We start from the raw sequence: 13,806 nt of genomic DNA on the forward strand, positions 1-13,806 counted from the left end.
AATGAAGGCGTCCTTCTTGACTGATTTCTTCTGTTCATTATACATGAAAGCGCTTCAAGTATTGGGTTATTTTCCTAATAAGTATACGATCGCTTCGTAGGGACGAAGGCTGTTGATGTCTGATGGTCTTTCACTGGTATCGGAATAGTTGCTGATGAGCTTTTTGGCATGAGAATCATCCGCTGCTTCAGGCAAATGGAATTCAGGATTGCCTCCGTAGAAGTTCGCCACGACCAACAAGGTTTGGTCTTCCCATTTCCGTGTGTACGCCATGATTTCTGGATGATCCCCCAATAGTAACTCATACTCCCCATAAACCAGGATATCCAATCGCTTCCTCAGTGCAATGAGCTTTTGATAATGATGGAAGATCGAGTCCTGATCCTTTATTGCCTGTTTTGCGTTGATTTTTTTGTAATTTGAATTTACTTCAATCCACGGATTCCCTTCGGTAAAACCGCCATAAGTATCGTCATTCCATTGAAACGGTGTCCTGGCATTGTCCCTGCCCTTCGTCCGGATCGATTTCATAATCTCACCCTCTGCGACGCCTTCTGTTTTCTTTGCATGAAAGTAGTTAATCGTTTCAATGTCACGGTATTGGGTGATATCGTCCCAATTACTATTCGTCATCCCGATTTCTTCTCCTTGATAGACGAAAGGCGTCCCCTGCATCATGTGAAGAACGGTTGCGAGCATCTTGGCGGAAACGATCCGGTACTCCTGATCGTTCCCCCACCTGGATACGATACGGGGCTGATCGTGATTATTCCAGTATAAACTGTTCCAGCCCTTCTGAAACAGGGAGGTCTGCCACTCGCTCAGCACTCTTTTCAATTCTGGGAAATCCAGATCCTTTAAAGCCCATTTCCCTTCCCCTGCCCGCTCGTCCAGGGACATATGCTGGAAGGTGAACACCATGTCCAATTCATTCCGCCCTTTCCCTGTATAAAGCTTAGCCGTCTCAGGTGTGGCAGATGGGGTCTCACCGACCGTCACAGTCGGATAATGAGAAAGAACCTTTTCATTCATTTCCTGTAAATACTCATGGAGCCTTGGTCCATCGGTCAGTACTTTTTCATCGATCTCTTTTCCGATCAGATCGATCACATCCATACGGAAACCGCTGACCCCTTTATCGAGCCAGTAATTCATCATTTTGTATAAATGTTCCCGTACTTCCGGGTTATGAAGGTTGAGGTCAGGCTGTTTTTTACTGAAGAGATGAAAGTAATACTCACCAGTCTGTTCATCCCATTCCCATGCGGGTCCACTGAAGACGGATTGAATATCACTTGGAGGTCCGTCCCCGCTCTCCCGCCAAATATAGTAATCCCGATAAGGATTATCCTTCGATTTCCTCGATTCCTCAAACCATGCGTGCTCATCAGATGTATGGTTGATGACGAGGTCCATCATGATGTGGATGTCCCGTTTCTTTGCTTCTTCTATGAGTTTTTCCATATCTTCCATGGTACCGAAATCAGGCATGATCTCATAATAATTGCTGATGTCGTAGCCGTTATCGTCATTCGGGGATTGATAGACCGGGCTCAGCCAAATGATATCGATGCCGAGAAGTTCGAGATAATCAAGCTTTTCGATGATGCCGGGAATGTCCCCGATTCCGTCCCCGTTGGAATCATTGAAGCTTCGGGGGTATATTTGATAAATAGTGGATTTGTGCCACCATGCTTTTTCCATCGTTACACCTCATTCATGATTCTATTCATTTAAAGAAATGTACCAGGTACATGTATGAAGCCCTGTACCTGGTACACATTGATTACTTGATGCCTGACATCGTAAATCCTTCGACGATGTATTTCTGGAAGAAGGAGAAGATGATGATGATCGGCACGACCATGAAGGCTGCTCCGGCCATCTGCAGACCAAAGTTATTGGCATATTGACCCTGCAGCAATGAAAGTCCGACCGATAAGGTGTAAAGACTTTCATCGTTGGCGATGATCAACGGCCACAGGAAGCTGTTCCAGGCTCCGATGAAGGTGAGGATTCCCTGTACGGCGAAGATCGGCTTCGCAATCGGTACGATCAATCGGAAGAAAATATAGAATTCCCCTGCTCCGTCAAGTCTGGCTGCTTCAATCAGGTCAGTCGGGATCGTCGTCATGAACTGCCTGAATAAGAAAATACTGAAGGCAGCGGCCAGTCCCGGCAGCACAATCCCCGTCATTGTATTCGTCAGTCCCATTTCATTCAGGATCAAATAGACAGGGATCATCGTAACCTGTGCAGGAATCATCATCGTGGCAAGCACGATATAGAAGATTTTCTCCCTGCCTTTAAATTGATATTTGGCAAATCCATAACCGGCCATGGCATTAAAGAATAGACCGACAAAGGAAAATAGTACAATGATGAGCGTGTTCCGTAGATACACTCCAAAATTCATGCTTTCAAATAAATTCACGTAGTTTTCAAGCGTCGGATTTTCTGGTATCAAGCTTGGAGGTATTTGAAGCACTTCACTTTCAGGCTTGAACGAGCTTGAAATCATCCAAATAAAAGGCACGGATACAATGATTCCACCTAAAGCAAGCAAAAGGATGATAAAGAGCTTCTCTGCCTTCGATTTCGTTGTTTTGGTTTTCATATTATTCAGCCCCGATACTGTATAGTTTCATTCTTAATATTCTGTATCAGATTTTCTCAATTTAAATTGAAGAAGCGTGATGATAATGATGATGATGAACAGGATGAATGAGCCCGCTGCTGCATATCCGAATTCACTGAACTGGAATCCTCGTTGATAGATAAATAACGCCATGGAAATCGTTCCATCAAGGGGACCTCCGTTCGTCATGACGAATGGTTCCTCGAAGAATTGCAGCCACCCGATCAGTGTCGTGACCGTGACGAAGAAAGTGGCGTAGCGCAGTAACGGGATCGTCACATTCCTCAGTACCTGCCATCTGTTGGCGCCATCCATTTCCGCTGCTTCATAATAGGATTTTGGAATTCCCTGGAGGGCAGCAAGGAATATGATCATATTGATCCCGACCCCTTTCCATACGGCTAACACAATCAACGATAGCTTGGCGATCGTTGGCTCTCCTAACCAAGGAATCTTCTCGACATCCAGTAATGATAGTACGTAGTTAAATAATCCGTATTCGGTATTGTATAAGAACCCCCATATCACGGCAACGGCAATGATATTGGTGATGGAAGGCATGTAGTATACTCCGCGGAATACGGTAAACAGCTTGCTTGTCCCATAATTCAACAGCAAGGCAATCCCCAATGAGAAGATGATCACAAGAGGAACACCGATAATCACATAGAACAATGTGTTGAATATCGCCTTGTGAAACAACTCATCCGACACTAACGCCGAGTAATTGTCCAGGCCGATAAAGCTGACATTCGACCAGTCAGCCAGCCCTTTTAAATCAAGGTCTGTGAAACTGATCAAAAAAGCTACAATAATAGGAACAATACTGAAAACAGTTAAAATGATCACTGCAGGAGCGATAAACACATAGGGATGCTTATTTTTGCTCATACTGTTTCTCCATCCATTGCTCATGATATCCCACCTATCTAAACGTACGCAAAATGATGTTAAAAATGGAGTTCAGGCTGTACACCTGTAACTCCATTTTATTCTTATGCCAGCGTCAGTTTTATTTAGTCTCTCTTACTTCTCAACGATTTCATTTGCTTTTTTGTTGAATTTCTCAAGCTCTTTGTCTACATCCGCTCCGCCTACCGTGACTTTTTCAATAGTAGAAAGGAACTCCTGGGCAATCACTTCAAATTCCTTGATTTGCGGTGATGCTTTTGTATCTTCCAGTTGTTTACCGAAGACAGACAGCATTGGATCTTCTTTTAACTTAGGCTCTTCCCATGCATCGACGCGTGAAGGAAGGGTATTGGATACATCCAGCCATTCCATTTGCGTGTCCACTTTATTCATATAAGAGATGAATTTCAGTGATTCGTCCACATTCTCAGAATTATGGAAGACAGAAAGATTGGATCCACCCATGCTTGATGTGTTTGTTTCTTTCTTCGGCATCACGGCTACAGCCCATTTATCCTTCAAGTCAGGTGCCTGATCGTTGATGATGTTGATCATCCACGGGCCGCTGAAGAACATTGGTTTCACTCCATCTTTGAATGCCTGTACGATATCGATTCCTTCTGTCGTAGGACTGATGCCCTCTTTAAAGAAGTCTGTGTAATACTCCATTGCTTCCTTGAATTCAGGAGAATCAAAGTTCATCTTATCTTTGCCTTCAAATTCGTACCCATTCTGCCATGCAAAGATGAATGGTGTAATCTGGTCATTGCGGTCGATATCCAATCCATACACATCGTCGCCCCGGTCGTTCAGCTTACCGGCCGCATCCTTCAGTTCATCCCAAGTAGCAGGAGCTTTGTCGTATCCGACTTCTTTCAATAGATCTGTGCGGTAGTACAGTACGCGTGTATCGATATACCAAGGAACACCGATGACTTTGTCGTCATACTTCATAGAAGTAACGGACCCTTCGAAGTAATTTTCAGGTTTGAATTCCGGGTAATCATCCAAGTATGGAGTCAGGTCAAGCAGTGCACCTGCATCTGCGAATTCCGGTACCCAAGTTGTCCCTAATTGAAGGACGTCCGGGCCATTTCCTGAAGCGACTGCCGTAAGCAGCTTATCATGAGCATTCCCCCAAGGGATCGCTTGGATCTTGACAGAAATATCTTTGTTTTCCTCTTCAAACTTCGAAGCCATTTCCTTCAGCTTCTTACCTTCTTCCCCCATCGCCCACACGGTGATTTCTTTCTTACCATCCTTCGACTCACCATTGCCTCCGCAGGCTGTAAGAATCGTGGATAAAGCCAGAATACCGATTAGTAGTAAGGACCACATCTTCTTTTTCATTTCCCCATCTCCATTTCCATTTGTTTTGACACCTTTAAAAATGGTAAAGCGCATTGAATGAATTCATCTGTTGTGAAAAATCATTCAAGTCATTGAAACGTTTCGATGACTATATTATAATCAAACGTGAATACGCTTTCAACACTTTTTTAGAAATTACTTGATTCAACATATCTTCAGGCTGACAAAGGTAGCTATAACACCAGTAAAACAATGGTATGTAGCAATAAAAGGGAGTTTATGGATAAGAATAAACGGGTTGACTATCCACTGAAACCCGCTTATAATTCAACTCAATTGTTAATCGAAACGTTTCACTAAAGGTAAAAAAATAAACGAATGAATCGTCATACGGAGGGTCTGTCAATGAGGGAAAACAAGCTGCTTTCACTATTGAAGCAAATGACATTGGATGAAAAAATCGCCCAGCTTATGCAGTTGGCCACCCCTTTTTTCAAAGGAGCGAAAGAACAAGGGCAAATCACAGGACCGATGGCTGAAATGGGTGTGACCGGAGAAGTCGTTCAAAACAGCGGTTCCGTCCTCGGGGCATCGGGAGCGAAGGAAATCATCAACATCCAGCGCACGCACTTGGAAGAAAACCGGCTGGGGATCCCTTTATTATTCATGTCCGATATCGTCCATGGTTTTAAAACGATTTTCCCTGTCCCACTCGCCATCGGCTGTTCCTGGGATCTGGAATTAACCGAGAAGAGCGCGAAGATTGCAGCAAAGGAAGCTTCCGTTTCAGGTGTTCATGTCACGTTTGCCCCAATGGTCGATCTTGTCCGCGATCCTCGTTGGGGAAGAGTGATGGAATCAACGGGAGAAGATCCATTCCTTAATAGTGAATTCGCACGGGCCTTCGTCCGCGGTTTCCAAGGACAGGAATTGACTACTGATGTCGAACGGGTGGCGGCGTGCGTGAAGCACTTTGCTGCTTACGGCGCACCTGAAGGCGGACGTGATTATAATACCGTCGATATGTCTGAAAGAGAGCTTCGCGAGAATTATCTGCCTGCCTACCAGGCTGCCCTGGAAGAAGGCTGCGAAATCGTGATGACAGCCTTTAACACCGTCTTCGGTATCCCGGCAACCGGAAACAAACGGTTGATGCGGGATCTTCTCCGGAAAGAGATGGGATTTGACGGCGTGCTTATTTCCGATTGGGGAGCCGTAAAGGAAATGATCCCCCACGGTGTCGCAGAGAACGAAAAGGAAGCAGCTTATAAGGCGATCACGGCAGGGGTGGACATTGAAATGATGACCACCGCTTATGTGAGCCACTTAAAAGAGCTTGTAGAGGAAAAAATGGTGGAAGAATCACTTATTGATGAAGCCGTTCTCCGAATCTTACAACTGAAACAAAAACTGGGCTTGTTTGAAAATCCGTATCGCGGAGCAAACGTGGAGCGTGAAGCGGAAGTCGTCATGAGCGTAGAACACCGAAACGCCGCTCGGGAACTCGCAGCCAAATCCTCCGTCTTATTGAAAAATGAACAGATCCTCCCCCTTCATAAGGAACAAAAAGTGACCCTCATCGGACCGTTTGCAGAGAGCGGGGACATATTGGGGCCATGGTCGTGGCTCGGATCCAGAGATGAAGCCGTCACGGTAAAGGAAGGATTCCTTTCGAAAACGAGCTCCGTGACCGTCTCCAAAGGCTGTGATATCGAAAGTATCACTGACCTGCAAGTGGAAGAAGCGATGAAAGCCGCCAGTGACGCGGATGTGATCGTATTGGCATTAGGAGAAGATTCGGAAATGAGCGGTGAAGCCGGATGCAGAGCGAACATCCAGCTCCCTTCTGCTCAGTTACAACTTATCGGGCTTCTGAAATCATTGGATAAGCCGATGGTGGCCGTTCTGTTCAACGGACGCCCCCTTGACTTACACGGCGTTTTGGATGAAACCGACGCAGTGTTGGAAGCCTGGTATCCAGGTACGGAAGGAGGAAATGCCATAGCCGATTTGTTATATGGAGACGTGAATCCTTCAGGACGTTTAACCATGTCCTTCCCTTATCATGTGGGACAGGTGCCTGTTTATTATAACCATTTCAATACAGGCAGACCTCAAGGGGCACCCGATGCACAGGAACGGTATGTCTCGCAATACCTCGACATCCCGAACGACCCGATGCTGCCATTCGGGTTCGGCTTAAGCTACACCACTTTCACCTATTCCGGCATGACGTTATCCCGTGAAACGATGAGTGATACACAGTCCGTGGATGTTTCCATTCAGGTCACAAATGATGGGTCCGTTGCAGGGGAAGAAGTCGTACAGCTCTATATCCGCGATCACAGCGGAGAAGTGATTCGCCCAGTAAAGGAATTGAAAGCTTTCAAAAAAATCAGCCTGAAGCCGGGAGAAACGACAATCGTCACGTTTACGATTTCGGAAGAGCAATTAAGATATCATCATTCTGACCTTCAATATACGAGCGACCCAGGTACGTTTACCGCTTTTATCGGAAGAAACAGCAAAGACGTCACGGAGAAAACATTCACACTGACAAAATAGAAGAATCGAGGCGAAAACGATGCATTCACATGTTCAAGTAACATCAGGGGATCTTCAATTTGAATTTTTAAAAACCGGTGACCTTTTCACCGTCACACATAAACAAAATATGATCAATCAGTTAATGACAAACCCGATCGACGGCTCACTCAATAATCTCTATCTGCGTATTCATGAGGCTGCAGGAATCCACTCCACCCCTCTGATCGGGGTGAAGTCATCAAGCAACGTTCAGTTCGCTGAATCACAGGTCAAATGGACGGGATCATATGAAACGATTTCCTATGAAGTCACATTCACCTTAACAGGTAAAGGCATATGGTTCTGGGATGTGAGGCTGGATGGGACGGATGCTGACGTGGACGTCATTTACGGACAGGACCTCGGTCTTGCAGACATTGGGGCCGTTCGTTCCAACGAAGCCTATATGTCACAGTACATCGACCATAAAGTGTTCCAGGATGAAAAGAAAGGCTACGTCCTTTGCTCCCGGCAAAACCAGCCCCAATCAAGCGGATTCCCATATGTTCAACAGGGATCCCTCGGAAGGACAATCGGCTACTCCACTGACGGATTTCAATTTTATGGACTGACATATAAAGAGACGAACGAACCTGAAGCGTTAAAAAGTGCAACCCTTGCAAATGAAGTCTATCAATATGAGTTTGCTTATTCAGCGCTACAATCAGAAAAAATACCACTGAACGGGTCGACGCACATTGTTTTCTACGGCGCCTTCAAAGAAAATCATGAAACCGCCATTTCTTCACTGGAGTTTCAGGAAGAAATAGAAGCCGCTTGGCAAGAAGCGGAACAGGTTCATTCTGAATTCGCTCCATTAAAAGAGCAAGTACGTTTGAACCCGGAATTCGGTGATCCACTTCCTTCTCTATCCATGACCGAGGAAGAAGTCGGCGCCTATTTCCCTGCCAGACATAATGAAGAGCGCGAAGGAGATTCACTCCTCTCCTTCTTCACAGAAACCCATGAACATGTCGTATTGAAAGAAAAAGAATTGATGACGGAAAGACCCCATGGGCATATTCTGATGTCAGGCCAGAACCATCAACTGAAAGAAGATACCATCACCACCACTTCATTCATGTATGGATTATTCAATTCACAGCTCGTTGTCGGCAACACGTCCTTCAACAAGATGATGACGAATCAACGAAATCATCTGAACGTGATGAAAACGTCCGGTCAGCGAATTTACATCGAGTCGGGCGGATCGTATCGATTACTTGCCATGCCGTCCATGTTTGAGCTTGGATTCAACTATGCCCGCTGGTACTATAAAACGGCTGATGATACGATCATCGTCACTAACTACACCGTCGTCGATTCACCGGAAATCACGCTTCATGTGGAATCAAAAAACAACCGTCACTACCGCTACCTTGTCACGAACCAGGTAACGATGAACAACCACGAATATGAAGTCGGGTTTCATGTGGAAGAAGAGGAAAATGGGTTGAAAATAACGGCAGACCGTCAATCTGAGAGCAGCGGGATTTTCCCGGGATTAAGCTATCGAATGAAAGTCGATGGTGCCTTCATCGAGGTCGGAAATGAAGAAAGAATCGCACAGAATGTCGAACAAAATTCCGCATCACTGATCGTGATGGATGTAAGTGAAACAGCCGTGTGGAAGATGACGATCCAAGGGTTGATCCACGGGGAAGAACGATCGTTTACAAAACGGGATATGCAAGGCGAAATCGAAACGTATCGCGCCTATTATCATCAGGTCATGAACGGATTCAAACTCTCATTAGGGGAGCAAGTACCCGCGGAATTGGAAAAAGTGAATGCACTCGCATGGTGGTACACCCATAATATGCTCGTGCATTATTCCGTCCCCCACGGACTGGAACAATACGGCGGAGCAGCTTGGGGAACCCGCGACGTATGCCAGGGGCCGACGGAATACTTCATGGCGACTCAAAATTATCAATCGGTCAAAGAAATCATTCAAACCGTCTACTCCCATCAGTATGAAGATGACGGAAACTGGCCGCAGTGGTTCATGTTTGACCGGTACTACAAATTCCAGCAGGACGACAGCCACGGGGATATCATCGTCTGGCCGCTGAAAGTCGTCGGCGACTACATTGCAGCTACGAACGATTACAGCATTCTGAACGAAAGAATCCCATATACAGAACGGAACGGATTTGGTTTTACTGAGGAAAAAGAAACACTGCTTCACCATATTCAAAAAGAAATCTCCTACATCAAGGAGAATTTCCTCCACGACACCTTCTTATCTTCCTATGGTGATGGAGATTGGGACGATACCTTGCAGCCTGCCAACGCTCAATTGAAGAAATACATGGCAAGCAGCTGGACCGTGGCCCTTACGTATCAGGTACTTGTGAAATTGGAAACGGTCCTTGAAGGTACATTCGAGGAGGAAGCACAGGAAATCGGTGCATTGGCACGTGGGATACAGAAGGATTTCAACACCTACATTCTAAAGGATGAGGTCATCCCTGGGTTTGTTTATATGGAAGAGCCGGGTAGCCCAGAGTTCATGGTCCACCCAACAGATACAAAGACCGGTATTCATTACCGCCTGCTGCCCATGAACCGGAGCATCATTTCAGAATTATTCACACCTGAGCAGGCAGACTCTCATTATCAGTTGGTCAAAGAGCATCTGTACTGTCCCGACGGCGTGCGCTTGATGAATCGTCCCGCCAAGTATGAAGGTGGAGTAAGTACACACTTTAAACGTGCCGAACAGGCTTCCAATTTCGGCCGTGAAATCGGACTTCAATACGTCCACGCTCATATCAGGTATGTAGAAGCCATGGCGAAGCTCGGGAAAACCGATGAAGTGTGGCAAGGATTACAAATCATCAACCCGATCGGTCTGAAAGACATCGTCCCGAACGCGGAAAGAAGACAAAGCAATGCATACTTCAGCAGCTCGGACGGTAAATTCGATACCCGTTATGAAGCACAGGAACGTTTCAACGAACTCCGTGACGGAAGCGTACCCGTGAAAGGCGGATGGAGAATCTACTCCAGCGGACCGGGAATCTATATGAACCAGCTGATTTCAAATTGTTTGGGTGTTCGTCAGGAAGGGGAAGATTTGATCATCGATCCCGTGCTGCCAGACCATCTAGTTGGATTGAGAATGGACTTCGAGATTATGAACAACCCTGTTACGTTTGTTTATCACCTTGGGAAATCTGATACAAAACGGATTGTGGTAAACGGAGAGGAAGTTCCTTTTGAACCAGTGACCAACCGTTATCGTCAAGGCGGGGTTAAATTGGAAAAGCAGGAGCTTAAAAAATGGCTTCATAAGGAATCCAATATCATTGAGCTATTCATCTAGTCACTAATAGAGCGAGGGGATTCTCCCCTCGCTCTTCTTATTTGTTATAACAAATCGTCACTTGTCAACGCATCCAACTCCCTCAACCGCTGCTCACAATAAGAGGAATTCTCTTTCAAAAATGAATCAACATATGCCGGATGACACATAATCTCAAGAGTCTCCCCATGATTCCGGCTGTCCAAGATCCGCTTCAATCCTTCCACCGACACCCCTTCTCCATAAAAATCCATGGAAAATCGATCAGTCAACAGATTCATTTCTTTAACGTCACTTCCAAATGCATTCCTGACCGGCACCCCGTACCCCTCCGACAACCTCTTCACCAAGGGAATCAAAGGTTGGAAGCTATGTACATGGTGATGACTATCGATATGGGAAAGGGGCAGGCCGAATGATAAAAACCGATCAATCTGCGACGTCCATTCCAGTTCTACCTCTTCCACATCGATTTCACTTTCTTCAAAAATCCGACTCGTGTAACGGAAGTATCCTTTCTCATCTATTAAAGACGAAATACCACTAGAAACCGGCCTCCCACAGGTCAACGTCAAATGGATGCCCACACGTAATTTCGGATAAAGCCGCGCCAATTCCACGGCATGCCCCGTCCCAGGCATATTCACAAGCATCGTCGTAGAGTTGACGATTCCAAATCGGTGACTATCAAGTATCCCATAGTTCACCCCTCGACATAATCCAAAATCATCGGCATTGATGATTACGTTTCTCATAAGCCCCCATCCCCTTTTTCTCTAATAGGTTCTTTCGACAAGAAAACTCGCTTTATCTCCTCTAAAGACTGCTTTGGAAAATTCAATGACGGACCCGTCTTCAACATAAGCTGTCGTTTCAATCATAAAGCACGGTGTCCCTTCTGGTAATTCAAGCTTCTCAGCCACTCGTTCATCCGCTAAAAACAACTCAATCGTTTCGACTGTTTTTTTTATGGTCAACTCAAACTGTGTTTCGAGTAATTTGTAGAGGGATTTCTCACACTCTTCTTTATCAAGTCCCGGTGTTTTGTACCAAGGAAGGTACGCAACCTCATATTGCAGGGGAAGTCCGTCGGAATAACGGATTCTTTCCAATCGATTGACCGGGTCTCCATTTTTCAGCTCCAGTGCCTTTTCCACGGTGGATTCAGCCGGAATCACATTCAAACTGACGACTTTGATCTTCGGCCTTTTCCCCTGTAATCGCAATTGTTCAGTATAGTTGTCGATCGTCGAGGAAAGAATTTGACTGACTTTTTGTTCAGCGACAAAGGTTCCCCTCCCCTGTTCCCGATACACGTAGCCTTCAAGGGTCAGCTGCTGGAGAGCAGTCCGGATTGTCGTCCGGCTGACATTGAACTTGTCACAAAACTCTGCCTCTGTCGGCAATTTTGTATTCGGCTCGTATTCTTTATTTTTAATCATTTCAATGATTTCTTCCTTCACATGTGAATGCAAGGCTTTCGGTTCTTGTGTCTCTTTCATTCTGTTTCTCCCTTCCACTTTCTTCCTACATTTGTTATAACACATTCACGTTCATTTCTCTATTCCTATTCATTTTATCATACAAATCAATTTGTTATTACAAATAAAGAAATAATAGTCATAATTTTTAAATTTGTTACTACAATATATAGACGATCGAAAATTTGTATGATACATTATAAAAAATAGAAATCGCTTTCATGGTGAAAGGAGTTCGACAGAATGTCATTAAAGGTAGTCATTATCGGAGGCGGATCAAGCTATACCCCCGAAATCATCGAAGGGTTCATCAAGAGACATCGGCATTTCCCAGTCTCTGCGATCACCCTGGTGGATATTGAAGCCGGAAAAGAAAAGCTTGAAATCGTTGGGCAATTTGCTCGTCGAATGATCAGGAAGTCAGGTGCACCCATTGAGTTGGAGTGGACTCTCGACCGTCAGGAAGCCCTTATCGATGCTGACTTTGTGACGACACAGATCAGGGTGGGAGGCCTCTCTGCCAGAGAAAAGGATGAACGGATTCCGTTAAGCCACGGAGTCATCGGTCAGGAAACCAATGGAGCAGGCGGGATTTTCAAAGCCCTCCGTACCATACCGGTCCTGATGGAAATTTGTCATGACATCCAGAAGATTTGTCCCAACGCATGGCTCATTAATTTTACCAATCCAGCAGGCATCGTCACGGAAGCATTACTGAAATACAGCCCTCATAAAAAGGTCATCGGGGTATGCAATATCCCCTTCAACATGAAAAACAGCGTGGCTGAAATGATGAATTGCCCGGCTAATGACATACAAATCGAATTCGTTGGGATGAATCATTTTGTGTTTGGAAAAAGGGTTTGGATGAGTGGCAAGGAGGTCACCGGTCAGGTTTTACAAAAACTGATCCATCAAGAAGGAGATTATTCTCCCGCCAACATCGTCTCACTCGGGTGGTCAAAGGAATTTCTGCAAGCCCTCGGTATGCTTCCCAATCCTTATCACCAATACTACTTCCAAGGGGCAAAGGTATTGGAGAAGGATCTTCAAGCCTATCGCGAAAATGGTACACGGGCAGAGGTTGTTCGAAAAGTTGAAAAAGAACTTTTCATACAATATAGGAAAGAAGAGTTGAACGAAAAGCCAAAAGAACTGGAAAATCGGGGAGGTGCCTATTACAGTGATGCTGCCTGCAGCCTGATGGAGAGCATCTACAATAACACCGGCGACATCCAAACCGTCAACACGATGAACAACGGATGTATCCCGGACCTTCCAAGCGACGCCGTCATCGAAGTGAACGCCGTCATTACGAGGGACGGACCTCAACCGATGACGGTCGGACCGCTTCCTCTAGCTGTCAAAGGAATCATCCAGCAGATGAAAGCGTTCGAAGAGCTCGTCATCCGAGCTGCAAGATCCGGTGAGTACACTCATGTCTATCAGGCCATGGTGATGAATCCATTAGTACAGAACGAAGGGGTAGCAAGACAGCTGGTCGATGAATTATTGGAAGCTCACAAAGAGTTTCTGCCGCAATTCAATTAATCTAGCAAATGGGGGAA

The 13,806-nt window shown here is 45.5% G+C and carries 9 protein-coding genes; 3 read left to right on the forward strand and 6 right to left on the reverse strand.

Going from position 1 to position 13,806, the window contains the following annotated elements:
- Positions 1-66: 66 nt before the first annotated feature.
- From P8596_RS21430 to P8596_RS21445, 4 genes are all read right to left on the reverse strand, one after another.
- Positions 67-1,704 (reverse strand): alpha,alpha-phosphotrehalase, encoded by a 1,638-nt coding sequence (locus P8596_RS21430; RefSeq protein ID WP_279725040.1) that lies wholly within the window; start codon positions 1,702-1,704, stop codon positions 67-69.
- 82 nt (positions 1,705-1,786) lie between these two features.
- Positions 1,787-2,617: a carbohydrate ABC transporter permease gene (locus P8596_RS21435; protein ID WP_159362913.1), complete on the reverse strand. Its 831-nt coding sequence runs from the start codon at positions 2,615-2,617 to the stop codon at positions 1,787-1,789.
- Between the two features lie 33 nt (positions 2,618-2,650).
- The gene (locus tag P8596_RS21440; RefSeq protein WP_279725041.1) at positions 2,651-3,553 is read right to left on the reverse strand and encodes a carbohydrate ABC transporter permease; all 903 of its coding nucleotides are present in this window, start codon (positions 3,551-3,553) and stop codon (positions 2,651-2,653) included.
- Positions 3,554-3,664: 111 nt separating this feature from the next.
- Positions 3,665-4,900: a sugar ABC transporter substrate-binding protein gene (locus P8596_RS21445; RefSeq protein WP_261749544.1), complete on the reverse strand. Its 1,236-nt coding sequence runs from the start codon at positions 4,898-4,900 to the stop codon at positions 3,665-3,667.
- 366 nt (positions 4,901-5,266) lie between these two features.
- On the opposite strand from P8596_RS21445, the gene P8596_RS21450 reads away from it, so the two are divergent.
- Both P8596_RS21450 and P8596_RS21455 read left to right on the forward strand, forming a co-directional pair.
- Positions 5,267-7,426 (forward strand): glycoside hydrolase family 3 N-terminal domain-containing protein, encoded by a 2,160-nt coding sequence (locus P8596_RS21450; RefSeq protein WP_279725043.1) that lies wholly within the window; start codon positions 5,267-5,269, stop codon positions 7,424-7,426.
- 19 nt (positions 7,427-7,445) lie between these two features.
- A complete protein-coding gene (locus P8596_RS21455) occupies positions 7,446-10,778 on the forward strand; it encodes a GH36-type glycosyl hydrolase domain-containing protein (protein ID WP_279725044.1) in 3,333 nt (1,110 codons plus the stop codon).
- A gap of 44 nt (positions 10,779-10,822) precedes the next feature.
- Here the strand turns inward: P8596_RS21455 and chbG are convergent, their stop codons facing one another.
- The gene (gene chbG, locus P8596_RS21460; RefSeq protein ID WP_279725045.1) at positions 10,823-11,512 is read right to left on the reverse strand and encodes a chitin disaccharide deacetylase; all 690 of its coding nucleotides are present in this window, start codon (positions 11,510-11,512) and stop codon (positions 10,823-10,825) included.
- A 21-nt stretch (positions 11,513-11,533) separates the two neighbouring features.
- Positions 11,534-12,259, reverse strand: coding sequence for a GntR family transcriptional regulator (locus P8596_RS21465; protein WP_279725047.1), 726 nt, complete (start codon positions 12,257-12,259; stop codon positions 11,534-11,536).
- 222 nt (positions 12,260-12,481) lie between these two features.
- On the opposite strand from P8596_RS21465, the gene P8596_RS21470 reads away from it, so the two are divergent.
- Complete coding sequence (locus tag P8596_RS21470) at positions 12,482-13,789, forward strand: 6-phospho-beta-glucosidase (protein WP_279725049.1); 1,308 nt, start codon at positions 12,482-12,484, stop codon at positions 13,787-13,789.
- Positions 13,790-13,806: the final 17 nt, after the last annotated feature.

It is taken from the genome of Rossellomorea sp. DA94 (assembly GCF_029834455.1).
Taxonomy (GTDB): domain Bacteria; phylum Bacillota; class Bacilli; order Bacillales; family Bacillaceae_B; genus Rossellomorea; species Rossellomorea vietnamensis.

Bases quoted from the DNA above. Each gene is read 5' to 3' on its own strand.
- P8596_RS21450 (WP_279725043.1), top strand. From the start codon at position 5,267: ATGAGGGAAAACAAGCTGCTTTCACTATTGAAGCAAATGACATTGGAT.
- P8596_RS21465 (WP_279725047.1), bottom strand. From the start codon at position 12,259: ATGAAAGAGACACAAGAACCGAAAGCCTTGCATTCACATGTGAAGGAA.
- P8596_RS21455 (WP_279725044.1), top strand. From the start codon at position 7,446: ATGCATTCACATGTTCAAGTAACATCAGGGGATCTTCAATTTGAATTT.
- P8596_RS21440 (WP_279725041.1), bottom strand. From the start codon at position 3,553: ATGAGCAATGGATGGAGAAACAGTATGAGCAAAAATAAGCATCCCTAT.
- chbG (WP_279725045.1), bottom strand. From the start codon at position 11,512: ATGAGAAACGTAATCATCAATGCCGATGATTTTGGATTATGTCGAGGG.
- P8596_RS21445 (WP_261749544.1), bottom strand. From the start codon at position 4,900: ATGAAAAAGAAGATGTGGTCCTTACTACTAATCGGTATTCTGGCTTTA.
- P8596_RS21435 (WP_159362913.1), bottom strand. From the start codon at position 2,617: ATGAAAACCAAAACAACGAAATCGAAGGCAGAGAAGCTCTTTATCATC.
- P8596_RS21430 (WP_279725040.1), bottom strand. From the start codon at position 1,704: ATGGAAAAAGCATGGTGGCACAAATCCACTATTTATCAAATATACCCC.
- P8596_RS21470 (WP_279725049.1), top strand. From the start codon at position 12,482: ATGTCATTAAAGGTAGTCATTATCGGAGGCGGATCAAGCTATACCCCC.